21 protein-coding genes are annotated in these 22,297 nt (G+C 42.9%); 9 read left to right on the top strand and 12 right to left on the bottom strand.

What is annotated here, in order from left to right; genetic code table 11:
- Window positions 1-19: 19 nt before the first annotated feature.
- Together pstS and asd are read right to left on the bottom strand one after the other, a co-directional pair.
- Window positions 20-1,174 carry a phosphate ABC transporter substrate-binding protein PstS gene (pstS, locus tag PSYCG_RS11535; RefSeq protein WP_011514529.1) on the bottom strand — a complete coding sequence of 385 codons (1,155 nt, stop codon included), beginning with the start codon at window positions 1,172-1,174 and terminating at the stop codon, window positions 20-22.
- A 302-nt stretch (window positions 1,175-1,476) separates the two neighbouring features.
- Window positions 1,477-2,310 (bottom strand): archaetidylserine decarboxylase, encoded by an 834-nt coding sequence (gene asd, locus PSYCG_RS11530; protein ID WP_011514528.1) that lies wholly within the window; start codon window positions 2,308-2,310, stop codon window positions 1,477-1,479.
- A 192-nt stretch (window positions 2,311-2,502) separates the two neighbouring features.
- Here asd and dtd point away from each other — a divergent pair, with 192 nt between their 5' ends.
- The 3 genes from dtd (at window position 2,503) to phoR (ending at window position 4,997) form a co-directional block, all read left to right on the top strand.
- Window positions 2,503-2,958, top strand: coding sequence for a D-aminoacyl-tRNA deacylase (dtd, locus tag PSYCG_RS11525; protein WP_020444346.1), 456 nt, complete (start codon window positions 2,503-2,505; stop codon window positions 2,956-2,958).
- 158 nt (window positions 2,959-3,116) lie between these two features.
- The gene (gene phoB, locus PSYCG_RS11520) at window positions 3,117-3,821 is read left to right on the top strand and encodes a phosphate regulon transcriptional regulator PhoB (RefSeq protein ID WP_011514526.1); all 705 of its coding nucleotides are present in this window, start codon (window positions 3,117-3,119) and stop codon (window positions 3,819-3,821) included.
- A gap of 105 nt (window positions 3,822-3,926) precedes the next feature.
- Complete coding sequence (gene phoR / locus PSYCG_RS11515; RefSeq protein ID WP_020444345.1) at window positions 3,927-4,997, top strand: phosphate regulon sensor histidine kinase PhoR; 1,071 nt, start codon at window positions 3,927-3,929, stop codon at window positions 4,995-4,997.
- Window positions 4,998-5,010: 13 nt separating this feature from the next.
- Here phoR and PSYCG_RS11510 read toward each other — a convergent pair whose 3' ends face one another.
- Window positions 5,011-5,601, bottom strand: a complete 591-nt coding sequence (locus PSYCG_RS11510; protein ID WP_020444344.1) for a M23 family metallopeptidase — start codon at window positions 5,599-5,601, stop codon at window positions 5,011-5,013.
- 314 nt (window positions 5,602-5,915) lie between these two features.
- Between PSYCG_RS11510 and PSYCG_RS11505 the strand changes: the two genes are divergently transcribed.
- A complete protein-coding gene (locus PSYCG_RS11505; RefSeq protein ID WP_020444343.1) occupies window positions 5,916-6,644 on the top strand; it encodes a putative quorum-sensing-regulated virulence factor in 729 nt (242 codons plus the stop codon).
- A gap of 10 nt (window positions 6,645-6,654) precedes the next feature.
- On the opposite strand, the gene PSYCG_RS11500 is transcribed toward PSYCG_RS11505, so the two are convergent.
- Window positions 6,655-7,548 (bottom strand): alpha/beta fold hydrolase, encoded by an 894-nt coding sequence (locus PSYCG_RS11500; RefSeq protein WP_020444342.1) that lies wholly within the window; start codon window positions 7,546-7,548, stop codon window positions 6,655-6,657.
- Window positions 7,549-7,891: 343 nt separating this feature from the next.
- Here PSYCG_RS11500 and PSYCG_RS11495 point away from each other — a divergent pair, with 343 nt between their 5' ends.
- Window positions 7,892-8,569 (top strand): TIGR00730 family Rossman fold protein, encoded by a 678-nt coding sequence (locus tag PSYCG_RS11495; RefSeq protein ID WP_020444341.1) that lies wholly within the window; start codon window positions 7,892-7,894, stop codon window positions 8,567-8,569.
- A gap of 93 nt (window positions 8,570-8,662) precedes the next feature.
- On the opposite strand, the gene PSYCG_RS11490 is transcribed toward PSYCG_RS11495, so the two are convergent.
- The gene (locus PSYCG_RS11490) at window positions 8,663-10,240 is read right to left on the bottom strand and encodes an FAD-dependent oxidoreductase (protein WP_020444340.1); all 1,578 of its coding nucleotides are present in this window, start codon (window positions 10,238-10,240) and stop codon (window positions 8,663-8,665) included.
- A 625-nt stretch (window positions 10,241-10,865) separates the two neighbouring features.
- Between PSYCG_RS11490 and PSYCG_RS11485 the strand changes: the two genes are divergently transcribed.
- Window positions 10,866-11,300, top strand: coding sequence for a hypothetical protein (locus tag PSYCG_RS11485; RefSeq protein ID WP_020444339.1), 435 nt, complete (start codon window positions 10,866-10,868; stop codon window positions 11,298-11,300).
- Between the two features lie 120 nt (window positions 11,301-11,420).
- Here PSYCG_RS11485 and PSYCG_RS11480 read toward each other — a convergent pair whose 3' ends face one another.
- Window positions 11,421-12,044: a YceI family protein gene (locus tag PSYCG_RS11480; protein ID WP_020444338.1), complete on the bottom strand. Its 624-nt coding sequence runs from the start codon at window positions 12,042-12,044 to the stop codon at window positions 11,421-11,423.
- A gap of 433 nt (window positions 12,045-12,477) precedes the next feature.
- Here PSYCG_RS11480 and PSYCG_RS11475 point away from each other — a divergent pair, with 433 nt between their 5' ends.
- A complete protein-coding gene (locus PSYCG_RS11475) occupies window positions 12,478-12,759 on the top strand; it encodes a type B 50S ribosomal protein L31 (RefSeq protein WP_011281173.1) in 282 nt (93 codons plus the stop codon).
- A 118-nt stretch (window positions 12,760-12,877) separates the two neighbouring features.
- Here PSYCG_RS11475 and PSYCG_RS11470 read toward each other — a convergent pair whose 3' ends face one another.
- From PSYCG_RS11470 to PSYCG_RS11455, 4 genes are all read right to left on the bottom strand, one after another.
- On the bottom strand, window positions 12,878-13,720 hold the full coding sequence (locus PSYCG_RS11470) for an SGNH/GDSL hydrolase family protein (RefSeq protein ID WP_020444337.1): 843 nt from the start codon (window positions 13,718-13,720) through the stop codon (window positions 12,878-12,880).
- A complete protein-coding gene (locus PSYCG_RS11465) occupies window positions 13,714-15,111 on the bottom strand; it encodes a nicotinate phosphoribosyltransferase (RefSeq protein WP_020444336.1) in 1,398 nt (465 codons plus the stop codon). Before PSYCG_RS11465 ends, PSYCG_RS11470 begins: the two co-directional genes overlap by 7 nt.
- A gap of 110 nt (window positions 15,112-15,221) precedes the next feature.
- Complete coding sequence (locus tag PSYCG_RS11460; protein WP_020444335.1) at window positions 15,222-16,271, bottom strand: bifunctional nicotinamide-nucleotide adenylyltransferase/Nudix hydroxylase; 1,050 nt, start codon at window positions 16,269-16,271, stop codon at window positions 15,222-15,224.
- A 190-nt stretch (window positions 16,272-16,461) separates the two neighbouring features.
- Entirely contained in the window at window positions 16,462-17,421 is a 960-nt protein-coding gene (locus PSYCG_RS11455; RefSeq protein ID WP_020444334.1) for an alpha/beta fold hydrolase, read from the bottom strand.
- A 366-nt stretch (window positions 17,422-17,787) separates the two neighbouring features.
- Here PSYCG_RS11455 and nfuA point away from each other — a divergent pair, with 366 nt between their 5' ends.
- Window positions 17,788-18,471, top strand: coding sequence for a Fe-S biogenesis protein NfuA (gene nfuA, locus PSYCG_RS11450; protein WP_020444333.1), 684 nt, complete (start codon window positions 17,788-17,790; stop codon window positions 18,469-18,471).
- Window positions 18,472-18,695: 224 nt separating this feature from the next.
- On the top strand, window positions 18,696-20,000 hold the full coding sequence (locus PSYCG_RS11445; RefSeq protein WP_020444332.1) for an O-acetylhomoserine aminocarboxypropyltransferase/cysteine synthase family protein: 1,305 nt from the start codon (window positions 18,696-18,698) through the stop codon (window positions 19,998-20,000).
- A 115-nt stretch (window positions 20,001-20,115) separates the two neighbouring features.
- Here the strand turns inward: PSYCG_RS11445 and PSYCG_RS11440 are convergent, their stop codons facing one another.
- Together PSYCG_RS11440 and rsmI are read right to left on the bottom strand one after the other, a co-directional pair.
- A complete protein-coding gene (locus PSYCG_RS11440) occupies window positions 20,116-21,135 on the bottom strand; it encodes an adenosine kinase (protein ID WP_020444331.1) in 1,020 nt (339 codons plus the stop codon).
- Between the two features lie 61 nt (window positions 21,136-21,196).
- Window positions 21,197-22,153, bottom strand: a complete 957-nt coding sequence (gene rsmI / locus PSYCG_RS11435) for a 16S rRNA (cytidine(1402)-2'-O)-methyltransferase (protein ID WP_020444330.1) — start codon at window positions 22,151-22,153, stop codon at window positions 21,197-21,199.
- Window positions 22,154-22,297 lie beyond the last annotated feature (144 nt).

Here is a 22,297-nt window from a genome sequence, read left to right as displayed (position 1 = left end):
AATCACTAGTATAAACAGGTTACTGTGCAGGCTTATAGACAGGTTGGCCGTCACTGCCTTTGACCTCACTCCATTTTGCTTTAAATAAGGCAACTGCAGTATCAGAGAACGGTACGTAATCAAGCGCCATAGCGTCGTCATCACCTTGCTCATAAGCCCAGTCAAAGAACTTCAATACACCAGCGACTTGTTTGGCATCTTGTGGCTGCTTATGTACTAAGATAAAAGTGGCGGCGGCGATTGGCCAAGCTTGCGCTGTTTCAGAGTTGGTAATGACTTTATAAAAGCCTTCTTGCTGTGACCAATCGATGTCACCTGCTGCTGCAAAGGTTTTGGCAGAAGGTTGTACGACATTGCCCGCAGCATTTTTCAGGGCGACGTGTGCCATACCGTTTTGCTTAGCGTAAGCGTATTCAACATAGCCGATAGAGTTTTTCATACGCGTGACATAGCTCGACACACCTTCATTACCTTTACCACCCGCACCGGTAGCCGACGTTGGCCATTTGACGGTCTTATCGACACCTACACTGTCATTCCAATCGCTTGACACTTTGGCTAGATAATCAGTGAAGTTAAAGGTTGTACCAGAACCATCTGAGCGAAACACTGTGGTAATGGCAGCGTCTGGTAATTTAAGTTCAGGATTCATCGCCGCAATTGCAGGGTCGTTCCATTTGCTGATTTTACCCAGATAAATATCAGCAAGCATTTTGCCATCGAGCTTTAACTGACCGGGCTCAATACCATCGATATTAACAATAGGTACCACGCCACCGATGACGCTTGGGAACTGTATCAGACCGGCTTCGTTCAACTCTTCTGGTGTCATCGGCGCATCAGATGCCCCAAAATCTACCGTCTTAGCAACGATTTGTTTGATACCACCTGATGAGCCAATAGACTGATAGTTCACTTGACCACCTGTGGCTTTATTGTAGGCATCTGACCACTTAGCATAGATAGGCTGTGGAAAAGAAGCACCAGCACCGGTAATACTCATCGATGCACTTTCAGCTGAGCTAGCACTAGCGTCGCTACTCACAGCAGTGTTTGATGGTGCTGTTGTGGCTGCTTCGTCGGTTTTATCGCTCTCGTTGTTGCTAGTCGTTTGGTTACAAGCGGCTAATGTCAAAGTGCTAGCGATTGCTACTGCCATGAATGAATAACGCATTATTTCTCCTAAAATTAATCAATTTTGAGTATCAAGCATTTATAAATAACAATGACAATGGTTTTCTGGGGTTGGCTGAAATGATGCTCTGCGGTTAATAAGGAGATTGTGCCAAATAAATATGACAGTTTGATGACATAAAGCCTTGCTATCACAAAAAACGACTGAAAAAAGAAAGTGATAAAAAAACGATGTTAAAGGAGTGGGCACAAAAAAAGCATAGGCAGTATTCTGATTACTGTCTATGCTCATTTTTTTTCAATATTACTTATTACACAAGTTTTTTACTTAGATAAATGGTATTAGGTTTTAGCGCTACCCAACAGTTGCCCCATTTGAACGATTGAGCCATGCTGCATGGTATCTTGCCAATCCGTTTTTGCTGCTTTTGGCAGTACTACAATTGCGGTTGAACCTAAATAAAAACGACCAAGCTCGTCACCTTTTTTAAAGCTCATATCATGGTCTGCTTCTTGAATATCATCGGTACGGCTAATTTTACCCGTCGCTACTGTCTCAATCCCAGCGACAATCATCGCACCGACCATCACTACTGCCGCTTTACCATAGGCGGTATCAAACAGACAGACAAGGCGCTCGTTACGAGCAAACAAATCCGGCACATTAGCAGCCGTGGTGTTATTGACCGAAAATAGTGTACCAGGTACATAGCGGGTCTTGGTTAATATACCGTCAAATGGCATATGCACACGGTGATAGTTGCTTGGAGCAAGATAGACCGTAGCAAAACTACCATCCGCAAAATAATCGCCATCTGCGCTATCAGCTAAGAGCTGACCGATATCATAGTCACGACCTTTGGCTTGCAGTAGCTTATGGTCATGAATCTGCCCAAGCTGCGAAATCATGCCATCCGCAGGACTGACAATACCATTGATACTGGCATCGATAATACGGGCATTGTCTTGGAGCTCACGAGTAAAGAAATCATTAAAGCTCTCATAAGCGTTTAGGCTTTGACGCTCATATTCATCTAAGCTAACATCATACGCTTTGGCAAAACTGCGGATAAACGTACGCTTAACCCAAGGGTGGCGGCTGGCAGCTAAGCGCCCTGCGACTTTACTGATTTTTTGCTGCGGGACAAATTGCTGTAAGGTAGTAAATACATTCATAATAGATGACCAAAGTAGGGATTAAAAATAGTTATTAAAATAAAAAGTTGTATTAAAAAATCATAGATAGGCAGTTTTATAGCTAGATTTATTTATAAACATAAACATAATCATAAGTACCTGCACAGATAATTGTATTTTATCATGGTCCGCAGCAGACTGTATGACCATAATCGTTAAAGGAAGTAAGCAATGAGAGCTCTTATTCAGCGAGTCAAATATGCCAGTGTCAGCGTTGATGGGCAGGAAGTCGGTGCAATCGATGAAGGAATACTGGCATATATCGGCTTGGGTCACGATGATAACCTACAAAGCACCCAGCGGATGATTGATAAAATCTTGACTTATCGACTCTTTGACAATGATGACGATCCAGCCAAATACGGTAAACTTGATAAAAATATCCAGCAAGTCGGTGGTGGGCTATTATTGGTCTCACAATTTACTCTGATGGCAAAGACGGATAAAGGTCGCCGCCCTGACTTTGGTAGCGCAATGGCTCCTGATATGGCTCAAGCTTTATTTGCACAATTGGTTGATTACGCAAAGACGCAGTATTTAACGGTTGCAACGGGTCAGTTTGGCGCTGATATGCAAGTGTTGAGTGTCAATAATGGACCATTAAACTTTTTATTAGAAGTGCATTAAGTCATTAGCATGGCTACTAAGTATTATAAATTTAAGAGTAAATGTCATTAAGCTGTCATAATTAAGCCCTTTAATAAAGAAACGCTTATTTGCGTTTGTTACTGCTTTTATAAACTCTATTTTGTCCTCTAACATTAAGAATATATTAAGAATACATTATGTCTAAAGAGCAAATTTTGATTGTTGAAGATGAAGACGCCATTCGTGAAATGGTCGTCATGACCCTAGAGATGGCGGGCTTTGATAGTTTGCAGGCAGCGGATGTGTCAGAGGCGCACCAACAAGTGGTCGATCATCGTCCAGCGCTGATTTTATTGGACTGGATGTTACCCGGTGATAAAAGTGGTATCGATTTTTGCCGTATGCTAAAAAGCGATACGCTGCTCGCCGAGATACCGGTTATTATGTTGACCGCCAAAAGTGAAGAAGACAGTAAAGTGCATGGTCTTGACGCAGGCGCCGATGATTATATGACCAAGCCTTTTTCGACCCGTGAGCTTATCTCAAGAATCAAAGCGGTATTGCGACGTAGTAATGCGCTAAGCGGCGACAAACCTATCAATATAGGCAGGCTAACTTTAGATGCCAAAAGCCAACGCTTTATGGTAGGTGATGATATTATCGATATGGGTCCGACAGAATATCGCTTATTGGCGTTTTTTATGAGCCATCCTGAGCGCGCTTATACCCGTGCTCAGCTGCTCGATCAAGTATGGGGCGGTAACGTCTACATCGAAGATAGAACCATTGATGTTCACGTAAAGCGTTTGCGCACATTACTACGTCCACATGATTGTGATACATTGATACAAACGGTACGCGGTACAGGTTATCGATTTTCTAGTCGTATCGAAAAAGGGTAATCGCTAGCAATATGAATATTGTATAGTGTCGCCTTTTAATAGTGTCGCCTTTTATCAGGAGCGACCAATAGTAAAAAAATTATAAAAAATAATGGATAAATAAAAATGCCTATCCAAGATAATGAGCAAGGTGCCACAAATCAACTTAAAAAAATCAGAAGTGCTTTACGAGCATTACGTGATGCCGTGATTTTGCTCAATGACGATGATGGACTTGAATGGTGGAACCAAGCGGCGCAGGATTTATTATTGTTGCAATCCTCAGATAAAGGCAGGCGTATTTTTGACTTCATTCAAGTTCCTGAATTTATTAAGTATTATCAGGAGGCAACGACGCTTAATAACGATGCCGATGCCGACGAGAGTGTGCATATTGTCTCTTGGCAAGACCCAAATCGTTATTTAAAGTGTGAGCTGACGCCATTTGGCGATGAAAAACTACTGATCATTTATGATGTGACCCGCTTGCAGCATTTAGAAGCGATGCGCCGCGACTTTGTGGCCAATGTCTCGCATGAGCTACGTACACCATTGACGGTCTTGATGGGATATCTGGAGAATTTTTCTGATCAGCCAGATATGCCTGCGAATTGGCATCGCGGTTTTGAGCTGATGACTCAGCAAACGGCACGCATGAATAGGGTGGTCAATGACTTATTGCTACTGTCTCGTATCGAAATCGAAGAAACCCATGCGTTTAATGAAATCGATATGACCAAGCTGCTCACTCATGTCTATGATGATGCACAGGCGTATAATCAAGAATATAAGCATACGATTCACTTGCATATTGATACCTATGACGGACTATATGGCTCAGAGATGTACCTAAATAGCGCACTGTCCAATCTAGTGATTAACGCGATTAAATACACACCGAAAGGCGGCAATATCTCTATTAGTTGGACTAAGACTGCTGAGGGCTGCCGATTTGCTGTTGAAGATAATGGTATCGGTATCGCGCCGCAGCATCTTGCCCGTTTAACTGAGCGTTTTTATCGCGTTGACAGCGGGCGCAGCCGAGCAACAGGTGGGACGGGGCTTGGACTGGCGATTGTAAAACATGTCTTATATCAGCACGAAGCGAGCTTGCAAATTGAGTCAGTAGAAGGCATTGGCTCGACATTTAGTGCCGTGTTTCCAAATAACCATGTACGATCTGCCGCAATGAATTAATGCTTAATACACTTTAATCCTTTTGCAAAAGTGGATAAGGATTTACCGCGCTACCATTAATATAAATCCCATAATGAACATGCGGCGGTGTGCCTTTAGCATTGCCGCTATCACCCACGTAACCAATGGTATCACCGGCATTTACCCAGTCATTGGGAGAAATGTCAGCATAGTCTTCCAAATGCGCATAATAGTGTCCTGCGCCACCTGGTCCCACTATCATAACGACGCGACCGCCTAACGCATTTTCGCCTACCTTGCTGACGATACCTTGGGTCGTCGCTTGAATCGGTGTGCCACGCGCTGCAAAAATATCAATCCCTTCATGTGAGCGACCTTGACTACGAGCAGCGCCCCATGTATCAGTCAGATGCTGCTTGGGTAGCGGATTTGGCAGGCTATTCTCTGTTGGTAGCGGGTGTTGCAATAGGCTAAGCTGCTGCCATTTTGCTATGAAAAATGATTGAGTTTGTTGGCTGATACTTGGTAATAATCTGTCAAATACGAATAATAGCATCAGCAATACTGCGGCCTTGATAAGTACGCTAATTGCACGGCTGATAAACGTAGGATTTGGTTGTTCGTGATTGCCATCTGGTCGCATCGACATCTCTTTGTCTTATTATTGCTTTCACTAATATTATATAGATAATACCTTTGGCTCTTCGTATAGCATTGTTATATCTGACTTTTATCCCCATAAATGAAAAGCTACTGAATCTAATTGCATCTATTATGTAGTTGGTCCTGAATAAAAGAAGTACAAATGATTATCAATCACTACTGGGGTTAATTTTTCTTGCTTGCTGTGCCTACGCAGACAGAGGCTGCGAATAATTAACCCCAGTAGTGTTTTGCTCCTTTTAAACGAGCAAAACTATCTGTCATTTATGTCCAACTTGCTATGGTTAAATTTTTATGGCTGCTGCTTTTAATATGGTCGATACTGCGCTGATTATCGATACCGAAACCGATCAAGGTCGTGATCCACGTCCTATCCAAGTGGCGACGATTAATGTAGCTACAGGCTTTGAGTGGATGAAATACTTTAATAGTGGGCGCTCAATATCGCCAGTTGTGATTAGAGTCCATGGCATTACCGATGACGATGTAGCGGGGCTTGAGCGGTTTGAGCTTGAGCAGTTTGAGTTACCTGAGTATCTTATCGGTCATAATGTACGCTTTGATTGGCGGGTGATTGGCAGTCCTTCCGCTAAGCTAATTTGCACCGTTAGGCTGGCGCGCGTCGCGTTTCCTGAATGGAGCGCCTATGGTCAGTCCAAATGTATTGAGCAGTTATTGGGCAAGGGTGAAGCTAGTAGGATGACGATTGCCGCTCATGATGCGCTCGGTGACGCTCGTATGTGTTATCTGCTGTATCAGGCTTGCTGCGAGCGCTTAGAGATTGCACCAACTGATTTTGTAGCAGCGCATGCTATTGCCAATAAAGCCAATCCAGTTAGTAAAATGCCCTTTGGGAAATATAAAGGGAAATTGATTAAAGAGGTGCCTATCGATTATGTAAAATGGATGCTGGGTAATATACATAATATGCAGCCGTCGCTTTATTCTGCATTGACCAAACGCGTCAAGGCAGAAGCGGCAGCAAACGCAAAAGAATCAATAGACGAATCCGTAATTAAATAGGCTCTGAAGTCTATTGATTATGTAACCAATCAACTGCCATCTGCCACAACTTAGGTGCTTTAGCATTGGTTCTGCTGCTGAAATAACGCATGTGACCGATGCTACTAACACCAAAATCTTTGGGATCTAAAAAGCGTTTTTCTACTGGCATTTTGGTAAAAACGCGAATCATATCATCCATATTTTTGCTATTGGCAATCTCATCATCACTAAACCCTAGCCATAATGCTGGCATATCGATCTCATCATAAAAATGCGTGTGTATACTTTTCCCAAAAGCGGTCTTGATATAACCTGCGCCATTACACCACTCACGCCATTGACGAGCGACGCCGCGCGGCAGCGGCTCGCCCATGCCGATTTTATCCGATGGCGTGTAGCCTAACGTCAGATTAGTGAGAGGAATAAATGCCTCCATAAAACCTATGGCCTTAAGCTTATAAGGCATGTCCATGTTTTTGATGCGACCCGATGAGCAGGCGACATTAAATACTGAAGCAATAGACTGGGAATTTGGCATCAAACCAATGAGCTGACCGCCAGCGCTATGACCAATCAAATGATAAGTGGCATCGGTAAATTCATCTTGCAAGGCATCAAGGACGGCTGGCATGTCGTGGCGACCCCAGCTGATTAAAGATGCATCACATTTTGCCAAGTCAGTTGAGAGTGACTCACCGATACCTTCATTATCGAATGTCAGTATGCCAAAGCCATGCTCGGCTAAGTGAGTGGCAAAGTTATGATAAAACTGACGTTTGATACCTGTTGCTGGTGCTATCATGACGGCTTTTTTTACAGGCGTTTTGGGACGATAGATAGTCGCTGCCAATGCCTGATTGCGATCGGTCATAATGCTTAATGAATAGGCCTCTGTTTGAGTAATAGTAGGGCTGTTTTCCATGGTTGAACCTTATTATATTGTTATCGTTTTTATGAATGAGCTTTGCTAGTAAATATAGAGTGTTAATTTGCAATAAGCTGCCAATGTGTAGCCTTAAAAATGTAGTAATTGCGTAGTGATAAATGGTTGCGACCGCGTGATAGCATTGCTTATGTTAAAATAAATCTCAGTAGGGAAGGCGCTCAAATATGACTTCTAAGTTCTATCTCAATTTATCTTGCATGATATGATCCATTAAGACTGGACTGAATAACTATCTTGACTATTCAGCATGCACGGATAAAAATGCTTTAACAAACAAGTTCTTAATAAAAACAATTGATATAAAAGTTAAGGAAGCTATATGCAAATGAAAATCAACAATGACACGTATGAAGTGATTACCAGTCAAGATATTACTAATATCGAAAAAGCCGTGGATAAATCAGCGTTAACTATGCCGCTAGTTGCGGTCTATTGTGGGTCGCGTTTGGGTAATGATGTCATATATGAGCAAGCCGCACGAGAGCTTGGTGTGGCATTAGCAGACAATGGCATGGGTTTAGTATACGGCGGCGCGAGTATCGGGCTGATGGGCGCAGTGGCTGATGAAGTGATTCGAGGTGGTGCAGAAGCAGTCGGTGTGATTCCAACCTTTATGCTCAAACACGAAATTGCTCATGAGCAGCTGACCCGTTTGCATCTCACAGATACTATGCACACGCGTAAAACAGTGATGGCAGAATATGCTGATGCCTTTATTACTTTACCGGGTGGACTTGGTACTTTAGAGGAAATCATGGAAATAGCCACATGGCGCCAGCTGTATCAACATGAAAAGCCAATGATTATTTTGAATATTAATGGTTTTTATGATCGTATGATCGAGCATTTAAAATATACCACTGAGCAAGGCTTTATGAAGCAAGAAGATCTTGAGCGCTTGGTAGTATGTAACACGATTGGTGATGCCATTGATTTACTGCAGACGATGGTCAAAATAGATGCTGCTGTCGATACAGAAAAGATGGCAGGCAACTAAAAGCAGATATATAAGCAAATATGAAAAAAGGAAAGAATGGCTAAGAAAAGCAATTCTTTCCCTTTTTTTGTCCGCTAATTAAAAACGTCTTTCTTAAGTCCTATAATTATCTGAACTATTATTAATATTTAAATCCTCTAACGCTTTTTCGCGAATACCACGATTGACGCCTGCCATTGCCTGCGGAAAGCCACGCTCTTTTGCCAAATCACGGGCGACTGTCTCAATAGCCAGACTGTCGTTGTGCGCCAGATACGCCCACTCATGAGCATAGCGATTGCGGTTCACGGGCGTATCAAGTTCAATCAAACCAAGCTCACTCAATTCGTCAACGATTTGATCTGCTGCAATTAGAGTTGAAGATGCTTTGACGTTTTCAGCACGGGCATAGCGAATATTAGAGTATAAGCTCACATCAGCGACCCGGAGTGTATCATCCTCACCAGGAATTTGCTGCCCACCGTATAAAGCATTGCCGACAGTACGGGCACTATGGAAGGTCGGTACAAATTCTGCTACATAATCAATCGCTTGTTGGCTACGCGCTTGTAGCGGTGCTTTGTCCCAACCATCTTCGATATAATGCACATATTGCGGCGGCAATTTTGGTTGGGCGCTGTCTTTACTTGAAGCCACCAAACCATCATTAAATAGCGTGATAAAATTACTCATGCCATGTATCTGAAAATAACCACCTGGATAAGGGGTTAGTTGTGCCATCCCTTCAGGTGTACCGCGATTACCATAGACAATAATCTCTGGTATCTGTCCACCGGTATCTTCCCAATGAGTAATATAAGAGGATTTAAACTCTACCATACGCGTGACTTTGACACCGACCATATCATCAATAACCCCTGTACGAAAACCACAGGCATTGACGAGGTAATCAACTTCGATGGACTCGATTTTGCTATTAGATTGCGCTTCAGGATCTAAACCAGCGCCTTGCTGATAATCAATACGCCATTTGGTCACATGATGATCAGCATTTGAGCAGTTTTCACAATCAACTGGCATGACCTGCTTTACTTGAGTATCAGTAAAGACATGCGCATGCTCATAACCATCTAATGCCAATTGCGCCGATGCTGCCAAGCGAAAGATATTCCAGCCATATTCTTGTACCACAATCAGCGGAAATTTAACTTTATTTAAATCTAAATACTTAGCAACCGGTATCATCCATTCATCAACGGTAGTTGGCACAGTCACTTGCTCACGCTCAGACAATGCAATCAGTTGTTCATGACTGTAGAGCTGATAATAATCTTCCGGTTCACCCAGTACTTTGTTATTGGCATCTTGAGCAATCAGCTCACGATAGGCATCGGTCAATATCTCAAGCCGCGGTAGCAAGTCTTCGGGCAAGCCGTCATCACGAGTCGGCACCGCAAATACCGTTGGACGTACATCAATGGTATAAGGATAAAGACGTAAAATATCGATGCACTGTTTGAGAAGGGCGACGCAGTCCTCGTCAGGGATTTCGCGATAGAGATTGCCACCGGCATGCAAATGGCACATAGGCGGACCATCAATCAGCGATTTGTTTTTTTCGAACACGTAAGTTTCAAGCCCTAACGCTGCCAATCGAATGGCAATGGTTGCCCCCGCCGTACCACCACCGAGGATACCGACACGTTGAGTAGCAATTACTTGATTATTCATGAGAGAGTGAGTCATTGTCGAGGTTATATCCTTAATAGCATTTGCATCAAGTGGTACTTAAATCAGTATTTAACGGGGTACTTGGCATAGGCATGAGGTGGCTTATGGATATTGATATGCGTGCAGAGGCAGTCAAGTTCAACAGTGATCATAAATCTCAATGGTCACATTCGCCATTGTGTAGTCATGCTTAATTTCTATAGCGCTATTCTACAAAAAACGTTGGGGAATAGAACGGCAAATTGGTAAGTGCATACATGATTTTTGTCAACGTTTAACCCAAAATTCTATGGGGCATAAACTTACTCAATCAAGATAATATTTTTAATTCAATTTAAAATCATCATCCTATTATTACCATAGGGACGAGCAGATTTACTTTCTCTTAAAACCGCTAATTACTGATGGTATTAAGTATTTTTGTTTGGCGAAATTGTAATGTTTATGGGCTTTTGTAAATTTATATGAGGACAAGAATAACAGCTATAAATCCTATGCTATATTTAAAATCTCAATAATGGGTTTAAGATATTCGCTTGCAATTTATTATGGCTTAAATCCTAGAGTGATAAGAACGATCTAATAACAATTAACAATCTATGATGACAATGACAAGGAAGTTATTATGAAACATATTTTAGTTTTATCCGCTCTTAGTGGTGTGTTGGCTCTTAGCGGTTGTTCAACGCTAAACAATATGGTCGGTAATGACGACTCTGGTATGCATGACGTGCAAGCAACCAATAAAAATACTGCGCCTGTCATGAGTAAAAACGGCATGCTGGTTGATTCTCGTAACCATATGACTTTGTATACTTTTGATAAAGATTCGATGAATAGATCAGAGTGTGGTAGCGCTTGTATGCTAGTTTGGCCGGCATTTATGGCACCTAGCAATGCCAAAGCCTCAGGGCAGTTTGCTGCCTTCCAACGTGAAGACGGCAAGTATCAATGGGCCATGAACGGCAAGCCGCTGTATTTCTATGCCAATGACACCAATGTTGGGGATAAAGATGGCGACAATAAACTTGGTGTTTGGCATATCGTTAGAACCAAGTAAGGTCTGAATATAAAGACTAAGTTTTACCATAAAAAAGCAGCCATCTAATGGCTGCTTTTTATTATGATATTTTTAACCGCAAACTTACTTCATAAAAGCATCACATTGATATGTATAAAACTATTTTGCTTTATTCTTCGTCGCCGCTTTTTTCTCAATCAGCTCACCGTCTATTTGAATGGGTACTTCAGTCGTAATGCCACTTGCAAAAGCGGTCATGCCATAAGCGGCACGGTCAATCACAGCGGTAGCACGAAAACCAATAACTGGCTCTTTGGTCATCGGGCTATTGGCTATTTTATTCAAAGTCACATCTAGGGTCAGTGGCTTGGTTTGACCCAGTAGAGTGAAGTCACCTGTGACTGTGGCTTGTTGTGGATTCTTAAAGGTGATGTTAGTCGATTTAAAAGTCATGGTTGGATGTTTTGCCACATTAAAAAACTCATCTTTTTTTAAGTGAGCATCGCGAGCATCCCAATTGGTATCGATACTGTTAGTAACAATAGTGAAATTCATATTGGCTTTATTAGGTGCTTTAATATTGTAATTGACCATGCCTTTGACATCATTAAAGTGACCCATGGTGGTCGAAAACCCTAAGTGATTGACTGAAAATCCGACACGGGTATGTGCGTCATCTAGCTGCCATTGAGTTGGCAGCGCCGCACTTGCCAGCGTTGTCATAGCAATTGCTGAGCCAAATAAAACAGCTTTTATACTGTTTTTCGCGATTGTGTTTTTCATTGTCTTATCCTCATTAAATGTTAGTATTCAATCAATATTGATAATTAAATCACCAATACTAATTGAATATTATTAAATTAATCTTAAAAATTAATAGTTATTGATTATATTATCTAACGTATTATTATACGCAGCTTGTCTATCAGCCTCAATACTATCGATGTTGCAGTGACAAATTAGCACTGATAACCCTCACAACTGCTGCTTGCATCAAACCCCAAAAACCGGTAAAATCGCGGTTTGATTTTCCCGCTGGGGAAAGGCTAAGCGAGCAGAGGTGTGGTATTGGGTGCTGGAATAAGCCAGTGACGCAGTTGCCAGACTGAGAATGTCCTTAGTGCCTCAGTTACGTATGTCATCGTTTGCTGAATGCATCGTTAAAAATGCTGTTTTGCAAAGTCGTTATACATGCATCGGACATAGAGAGTTTATTATGCGTAAAGATATCCATCCTAATTACCAAGAAGTTTTATTCCACGACACTAACGCTGACGTGTTCTTCTTGACTCGTTCAACTGTTAAAACCAAAACCACTCGTGAATACGAAGGTTCAGAATATCCATACTACCCACTTGATATCTCAAGTGCGTCGCATCCATTCTATACTGGTGAGCAACGTAAAACTTCTACTGAAGGTCGTGTTGCAAGCTTCAACAAACGTTTTGGTGCGTTTGGTGGCCGTAAGAAAGCTGCTGATACTGACGCTGCAGAATAATTCACACGTATTGTGTGATATTATTTTGAGCATGTGTTCTCTCAAGCATGCATAGTGATGGTATTAAGAATATAAAAAACCGCTGACTATTCGGCGGTTTTTTTGTGCTAGCTTTTGGCTAATGGGTTGATGAATCGAGTAACTCCACAATCAGCTCCGATAATTGCTGTGCCCAATAGCCATACATCAGGCTACTTGGATGAAAGCCATCGCTCGCAAACATTACCTTGATATCGATCGGCGTACCGTTAGAGTGCTCAGCAATCATTCGTGGGAAATCCGTTGCCATATAAGTGACGTTTTTATGAGCCATGCAGATTTGCTGCAATATTCCGTCAAGAATAGACGCTTTTGCGCCAACAAAGTTATTTAGCGGAGCAGGTATTGCTGGCATTTGTGCCATAGGCGGTAGACTTAAAAAAACCAACTCGCGCACGCCAAACTTACGCTGAGCGATGGCAATAATATCTTTGATTTGCTGTTGCCACTTGTCTACAGCAACACTCGATGTCGTATCATTGACCCCAACACTTAGTATCATCACATCGATAGGCTTGTTTGGTGCTGGCATAATATATAGCCTGCGTAGAATATCAAAACTGGTGTGCCCCGTTGTCGCTTGTAATGACCAGTTCAATACCGCAAACTGCTCATTAATAGTGGGCTGCTGCTGCAAGATTGGAATGAGCTTACCAACGAGCGCCTCTTGCTGCGTTTCACTACCGACTCCAGCCGCTGCTGAATCACCAACGATCATGATATGTAGTGCGGGTTTATTCTGAGCGGCTGACTCGTTACTGGCATGATCCAGTTGCACAGACCCATGTCTTTCTCCATTTGGCTCAGGCAAACGGACCGTATCTCGTTTGATTTTTCGACCTTGATAAAGGTATACAGGAGCAAATAAAACATCCTTTGCAACAGCGGCTATTTTATTCTGTATTTTGCTAGTAGCTACCATCCTGCACGCTCTCTAATAATAGTTAGACTCTCGTCTATAAGTAATTTTCCATCAACATAAACATTACGCAGTAGGTTATCGCTCTCAGCAGTAAGCCCATCAGCCTTAATCGTTTTTAGCTGCCCATTACTGTGTTTGATTAATGCCAAACGCCCTTTTTTCGAGCGCTTTGAACGACTGGTGATCGGATCTTTATAGATGTCTTTCCATAAACCATTGATAGAGATGGCACTGGCTTTCATTGCCCAGCTCATGGTATCGCGATTGACTTGTTGTAGCAATCCACCACCCATACCGAAAGTCACGTTATCAGCGCTAAAACCTGCTTTCATGACCACATCGATAATCTTACTCAAGCTTTGTGGACTGATGCCATCACCTTGAATAACACGCACATAATCGGGCAGGACTTTGTAGCCTTTACTGTTGACTGTCGTACCAAACTTTACTGCCAGACGCTCCAAGGCTTCGCGTACGACTTTGGCCGGGTCGCCACTGTCTGGTCTGATAACTAAGGTACCGCCCATATTTTTTACATCGTCTTTTAGGCTGCCGCCCCAAATATTGTCAATGGCGTTCCATAAGTCATAGCTGTCAGAGACAACAGAAAAGCTTTTACCAGCGCCACCAAACTGTTCAATCATATTGGCAAAGGCAGCAGTTTCACCGTCGCGTCCCCATGCCGTCATCGTGCTATGCTCAGCGGCAGGGATAGAAAATGCTGGCATGTCTTTATCCATCTGATACCAGCGACTGGCAGCTACCAAAGCCGTCATCGAATCGGTACCGGCAAAATTGACTAAATGTGCAAGACTACCGAGGGCGACAGACTCTTGGCTAGAAGCCCCGCGTGAGCCGAAATCATGCAAACGAAAGGTTAGCGATTCTGTATTGTCCGCAGACTTCTCTAGTGCTTGACGAATGATGTTTTTACAATAGTGCGAGACACTAGCGACCGTTGATGGATACCAAATTGCGCGCAGTAGCGCCGTTTCGATATAGCTTGGTAGCCAATAAAACTCAGGGTCGGTATTTATGATTTGGCAGACGACATTGGATACAGGCACGATACTACCTTCAGGTATGGCTTCGATACGTAGTGGTAAATAACCACCATGTTTATCAACCAAGCGCTCCCAGCCAGCACGGTTGAAGGTTAAGCCATGTGCTTGAATGACCATTTCGGCTTCATCGATGTCTTGATGAGTGATTGGCGTGCTTAGATATTCTTTGATAAACGCTTGTAGCCCAAAAAACACCACATCGTAGTCGCCTTTACGTGCCTCAATATAGCTCGATAGATATTCACTACCGCTTGGATATTGCACCCAATGTGAGGTTTTGTAGCTGTCGCTATTTAGGATTAAATTATTTAAATTACTGGTGTACATCACAGAACTCCTCTGCTTTGAGATGCCGCAACGATGGCAGCGCGAAGCCTTTACCGTCTATCGGTTTGGGAAATTATTAATAAAGGAACGCATAGCCGTCTGACAAAATACTATAAGCCGACCATTTTGGTGATAATGGCATAATGATCTTCAAACATCATTTTGGCATCAAGCTCGGCGAGCGGTAACCAAAACGCTGTGGTTGCGTCATCGCCGCCTTTTACTTTTGGCAGGCCTTTTGGGTCATTTTTGAGCTGAAAATAAAATGCTTGAGTAATCGTACGCCCACGCGCTGAGCGGTAAGGATCGTCAAAAGTATGCTGACTATGACAAGAGCCACGCAATACGGGCTCAGGGACTTTGAGGCGAGTCTCCTCACGGAGCTCACGGATACAGGCGTCAAATAGTGTCTCTTTTGGATTTAAAAATCCACCCGGCAGTGCCCACAATCCTTGCCCTGGCATACTACGGCGCTCAACCAGCAAGATATGTCCTGACTGTACGACTAAGGCATCGGCAGTCATAAAGGTTGGCGGATAAGGAGCAGACTCCCATTGTCTTTTATACTTATCAACAAAATCGGCTTCATCGTGCAGTTGTTGATATTCGCTTGTTTTCTTGAATTCATCCAATACGTTGCGCGTTGACTCAGGGGTACGCTCAGGCGTCGGCGTAGCACCCATTAAGTAGCTGTCACGTATAGGCGTTGCGGATAAGTTATGATAATTGGGTACGGAGACAGATGCCCAGTTGGGGAACAAAGATAAATAATACGATGAGCTGTCTTTTGAGTGACCAATCAGACCTATATCAGTCTGTAAGTCGCCGGTGACGGATTTGACGCCAGCTTGTACATATTGTAGCCAACGCGTGTCATTGTAGAGTGCATCATCGAGTCCAACGCAGTGGATACGCGCAGCTTCCTCTGCTGAATAGGCACCCTTAATCATCGCCGCGCGCTCAGCAACACTAAATGGATTTCGCAAACTGCGTGGGAGGTTGGCAGAGCCGATGAGCATAATGACATTGTCAGCACGCTTTAATGCCTCATCAATGACTGCTTTATGACCACAATGGAAGGGCTGAAAACGCCCGATAAACACCAAATAGCGATAGTGTGTATTATTCTTAGCTGAAATTTGCTCTGATGCTTCACTCATAAACGCCCAGCTCCTACCGTACTGCTATCAATCATTAATGGGGATTTTTTAATTATTAGTTATTAACTAGGATTCAAAATAATTTAAAGACATCAATACTGACACAGGCTGCAACTGGCTGGCAAGTGTAAAGATGTTTAAGGCTGTATCTATATTATTGAGCAATCAAGCTAGAGGTAAATATATAAAGTTAGTCGCTATGCTTGTCAATCCACGCCGCAACTGTTGGCCAAACCTCTTTGGCAGCATGACGGCTATTTAAAATGCGGCTATGCGTATAGTCGTCTAAATTGCCATTGCTGAGCGAGTACTCACGAAAGATATTCGCATGATTGTTAAAATCATTAAACAGTGCGCGACAACCCAAAGTGGGGGAGATAAACTGGTCACCTTTGGCGCTAATAGCATATATGGGTATGGTAATCTTTGGCATATGCTGTCGGTAATCAAAAGGCTCAGAATCAGCAAGTATATATGGCGTCCTGTTCTTATTCACATTGCTTTTATTCGTATCGCCTTGCTTGATAAAACTACTGTGAAAGTTTTGCTGTAAGTTCCAGTCGTACCACTGCTTCATTGTATGGTAGCTTTCATTGACAGGACCCAGATTGAGTTTTTGCGCAGGGATATAGCCGGATAAGCGATTGAGATATTTGGCGATAAATATTTTGACACGGTTAATAGGGTGCAAGGCGGCGCCATAGGCTTGGCAGGCAAACAGGCTGATACTGTTTATTTTGTCGATATAGTCTGGGTGTTGAATGAGAAACATGATTAAGCCGATACCGCCGCCGCTATGAGTGACGCAGTGTAGATTATCGAGGTTTAATTGATGACATAAATAGTCAAATGTCGCAGGAAAATCATAAGTGGCAATGGTTTCAAAATTAAATTTATCTTTTGATGCTGAGCTTGCACCATGACCGCGCCATTCCATGATATAACAGTGATGTCCGAGTATTGCTAAGTATTCAGCGATTCTTAAACAGGTTTTTTTGTCTGAAAATGTACCATGAGTTAAAAAGATATTTTGGGCTTTATGAGTAGAGCTATCAGATAAATAATGCTGTTTTTTACTATCAAAAATATGCCAAATAGCGATTTGCACATTATCTTTTGTGCTCACAAATTTTAGATTTTCAGTCAACATACAGGGCTCTCTTAAGACTTAAGTTTTCTGAGCAAATTTCTTTAGATGCTCTCATTGCTTGTAACAGCTTTTAACTACACTGAATGCATCATAGACTTGATAAGTCAGCTTACTGTCTTTATATACAATGAAGATACGGTCAGCTCACTATAAGTGAGTATCATTACAGATAGCCACTGCTAATTCACACCGCTGCAGTCGGAATAGTCGACTAAGTGCGCTATAATGAGCCGTATAAATAGATAGCTGTCATGGTCAAAGCAACAAACGATAAGCATGATAGTCACTGACACATATTCCCTTGCATTGACGACACAAGAAGCGGGTACACAGCACGCTGGTGTCATAACACAGATAGGACGCATTATGAGTGAACATAACCCAACGGATACTCAAGTAGAACCTGCTGCCGATTACGAGTCAGCGCTTGATACTGAGCAAACCGAAGCTAAAAGCAATATTACCATCACGGAAGCGGCGCAAGGTTACTTAGCGGATTTGTTATCGAAGCAAGACACCGACGGTATTGGCGTACGTATTTTTGTTGAACATCCGGGTACACCGCGTGCTGAGTGCTGTATGGCTTATAACCAGCCAGGCGAAGAGGATAGTGCTGACCTGAAATTCAGCTACGATAATTTCTCTGCTTTTATTGAAGCGGCATCAGTACCTTATTTAGAAGATGCGGTGATTGATTATAATAAAGACCGTTTTGGTGGTCAGTTGACCTTCCGTGCACCAAACTCTAAAGTGCCAAAAGTGGGTGCTGATGCCAGTGTGGAAGAGCGTATCAACTATGTGTTGCAGTCTGAGATTAATCCAAGCCTAGCGGCGCATGGTGGTGATGTGCAATTGCTTGAATTGATTGATGAAGAAGGTATTGGCTTGACTGCCGTATTGAAATTTGGTGGCGGTTGTCAAGGCTGTTCAGCGGTTGATATGACTTTGCGTCAAGGTGTTGAAGTGCAGCTGAAACAGCAAATACCAGAGCTTACTCAAGTGATTGATGAGACCGATCATACGCGTACTGAAAACGCTTATTATAAATAAGAATGCTTTGATTAATAAAACTAATCGGTGATTATAAGTACGAATAGGATGCTTGTTTTTTATTGCTTATGCGTTTTTGTTATTAAGCGATGGGTAATTTGCTATTCTTTTCATAAAGAAGTTGAGTTATGATTAACTCAGCTTTTTTTATGCCTATCGTTTAGCGATAGCTATTTTAATCAACAAGTATTTTTTGATAGCGAATAAATATATAGGAGCGCAATATGAGTGACGGACAACCAGCTAAGCAAAATAATCAACGCCTTGAAACCTTGGCGATTCATGCCGGATATACTGTAGAGCCGACCACCAAAGCGGTCGCCGTGCCCATTTATCATACCAGCTCATATGCGTTTGATAATACCCAGCATGGTGCAGACTTATTTGATTTAAAAGTCGCTGGCAATATTTATACCCGTATCATGAACCCGACCAATGCGGTATTAGAAGAGCGCGTTGCTGCACTTGAGGGTGGTATCGGCGCGCTTGCTGTGGCTTCTGGTATGGCTGCCATCACTTATGCGATTCAAACCATTTGTGAAGCAGGCGACAATATCGTTGCGGTATCGACACTATATGGTGGTACTTATAACTTATTCGCTCATGCATTACCACGCCAAGGTATCGAGGTGCGCTTTTTTGACCACAAAAACCCTGAAGCGATTCGTGATTTAATCGATGATAAGACCAAGATGGTCTTTGCGGAAAGTATCGGCAATCCACTCGGCAATATTATTGATATCCAAGCACTCAGTGATATCGCTCATGAATATGGCGTGCCAGTCGTGATTGATAGCACCGTTGCGACACCTGCATTATGTCGTCCATTTGAGTTTGGTGCGGATATTGTCATTCATTCATTGACCAAATATATGAGCGGTACCGGTACCTCGATTGGTGGCGCTATTGTCGATAGTGGTACTTTCCCTTGGGGCGATTATCCTGAACGTTTTCCATTATTAAACACCCCAGATGCCAGCTATCATGGCGTAAACTTCGTCAAAGACGTTGGCGCTGCAGCATTTATCGCCCGTGCTCGTGTAGCACCGCTGCGAAATACTGGCGCAGCACTTAGCCCGCTCAATGCCTTTAGTATTTTACAAGGTTTACAGACGCTAGGTTTACGTATGGAGCGTCATGTTCAAAACGCGCAAGCGGTTGCAGAGTATCTACGTGACCATGATAAAGTTGCTTGGGTAAAATATGCTGGTCTGCCTGACCATCCTGAGCATGAACTTGCCAAAAAATACATGAAAGGGACGCCATCTGCTATTTTGACTTTTGGGGTAAAAGGTGGGCTTGAAGCAGGCTCGCGCTTTATTGATGCTTTGAAGCTGATTACACGCTTGGTGAATATCGGTGATGCCAAATCACTAGCTTGTCATCCAGCAACGACCACCCATCGCCAGCTCAATGAGCAAGAGCTCGAAAAGGCAGGCGTCAGCATTGATATGGTTCGTTTATCAATTGGTATTGAGCATATCGAAGATATCAAAGCCGATTTAGAGCAAGCATTGGCTGCGGCTTAATTAAATAATAGCTTATAAAGCAGAAAGCCCATATCAAATCGATATGGGCTTTTTATATTCTCTAAACTATATTTTCTAAGCTATCTAAACACTGCTAAGTATTAGGCTTCATTTTTTAAGCAGTCAGTACACGTTTGGCAATATTCTGATAATCTTCTGACGCTAAACGTGGACCGAGCTGTTGAATCACTTGCGCGGCAACTGCGCTGGCAAGACGACCACATTCTGGCAAACTATATTGCTGTGACAAAGCATATAGAAATGCGCCCGCATAGTTATCACCGGCACCATTGGTATCGATGACACTATCGACTGCTGGCGTAGGGATATCATAAATCTCAATGTCGGACTCATCATTTGGCTGATGTGCAATCACCGCACCATTAGCACCGTCAGTGACTACTACAATTTGACAGTATTCAAGTAGCGCACGCGCCGCTGACTTGTATTCTTTTTCATCTGTAAATAAACGTGCTTCTTCACTATTACAAAATATCACGGATACCTTGTTGCCAAGCATATTCAGCAAACCCTCTTTGGCGAATTTTACAACGGCTGGATCAGCAAAGCTAACGGCAATCTTGGCACCGTTTACAGTCGCTTGCTGACGCAATTGATCCATCGCTGGCTGAATACCTGCAGACATCGCAAGGTAGCCTTCCAAATACAACCACTCAGCTTGAGTTAACGCGTCAAAGTCAACGTTGTCAGCGGTTATATCGCTTGAAGTACCTAGGAACGTCTGCATAGTACGCTCGCCATCTTCAGTTACTGCAACCACACATGAGCCAGTTACACCGCCTACATGAATGGACTGAGGTGAGGTGGCAACACCTGCTTCATGTAAGTCTTTTAAATAAAATTCACCTTGCTTATCGTCGCCGACGCGGCAGGCATAAAAAGGTTTACCGCCCAAACTTGAAAACGCATACATGGCATTGGCAGCTGAACCGCCACCCGCTTGTTTTGATGGTTCTATTTCTGCCAGCTTAAAATATGCCAATAATTGCTGTTGTTCTTCAATACCTGCCAGCGTCATATTACCTTTAGTCAGGTCAGTTTCTTCTAGTGCAGCATCTGATAACAGATATTCGTGGTCAACCAAAGCATTACCTATCGCCATCACATCGTACATTGCTTATCTCTCCTCAAAGAATTTATAACTGCGTCTGTTTGGTTATAATATCCAAAAATTATTATGCTTGTAGCTCAAGTAAGCGCTGATAGAGTGCATTCTTTTTGACACCGGTGATGTCAGCACCTAAAGCAGCGGCTCTTTTCACTGATAAGTCCTCTAGTAGCCGTTGCAGTAATTTATCATGAATACTGATGTCATCATCGTCTTGGGCAATATTGGCTCCTGCGACCACCACCACTATTTCGCCGCGCTGCTGATTGTCATCCGCTTTAACAAATTCAACCAAAGCGCCAAGCGTACTTTTATTTACGGTCTCAAAGGTTTTGGTCAATTCACGGCAAAACGTTACTTCGCGCTCAGCACCAAATACAGTCGCCATATCTTCTAAACTGGCAATAATACGGTGCGGCGCTTCGTAAAATATTAAGGTTTCAGTGCGAGAGTGCAATGCTGCCAGCTGCTTTTGACGACCATGGGTTTTTGCTGGTAGAAAACCAATAAAGCTAAAGCGGTCTGAGGGCAATCCTGCAACAGACAGTGCGGCAATAGCAGCAGAGGCGCCAATAATAGGGGATACGCGAACGCCAGCAGCATGTGCTGCTTGTACCAATTGATAACCTGGGTCACTAATAAGTGGCGTGCCAGCATCACTAATCAACGCAACAGAATGACCTTGCTCAATCATTTCAATAATTTTGGGTGTTTGAATGGCGCTATTGTGCTCATGATAAGCCCAAAGCTTATTATGACCTTTTTGCTTAACGGTGGTATCAGGATCAAGATTGGCATCATTTTTATTATTGTACGCCGTTACTTCTTCGGCATCATCATCCTTATTACCTTTGGTGTTGATGCCAAAATGTGATAACAGCTTACCTGAAGTGCGCGTATCTTCACAGGCAATGATAGCGACTTGCTTTAAGACATCAATCGCATGCGGTGTCATGTCGCTCAGATTGCCAATCGGCGTGGCAACGATATATAGACAAGCTGGCATCGCGGTAGGGCTAGACATGAAAACCTCGGGTCATTAAGATAATAAATAAAGGGATATGGCGCACTGACTGATAAAACTGGCTAACAACATTCAACATTAAAGGCAAAACTGCCTTATCAAATAAGGCTTAAGCACAGCCTAAAAAACCACACCAGTATCTGC

The organism is Psychrobacter sp. G (genome assembly GCF_000418305.1).
In the GTDB taxonomy this organism is placed as follows: domain Bacteria; phylum Pseudomonadota; class Gammaproteobacteria; order Pseudomonadales; family Moraxellaceae; genus Psychrobacter; species Psychrobacter cryohalolentis.
Note: the sequence above shows the minus strand (reverse complement) of the source record. Positions and strands in the feature narration are given on the sequence as shown.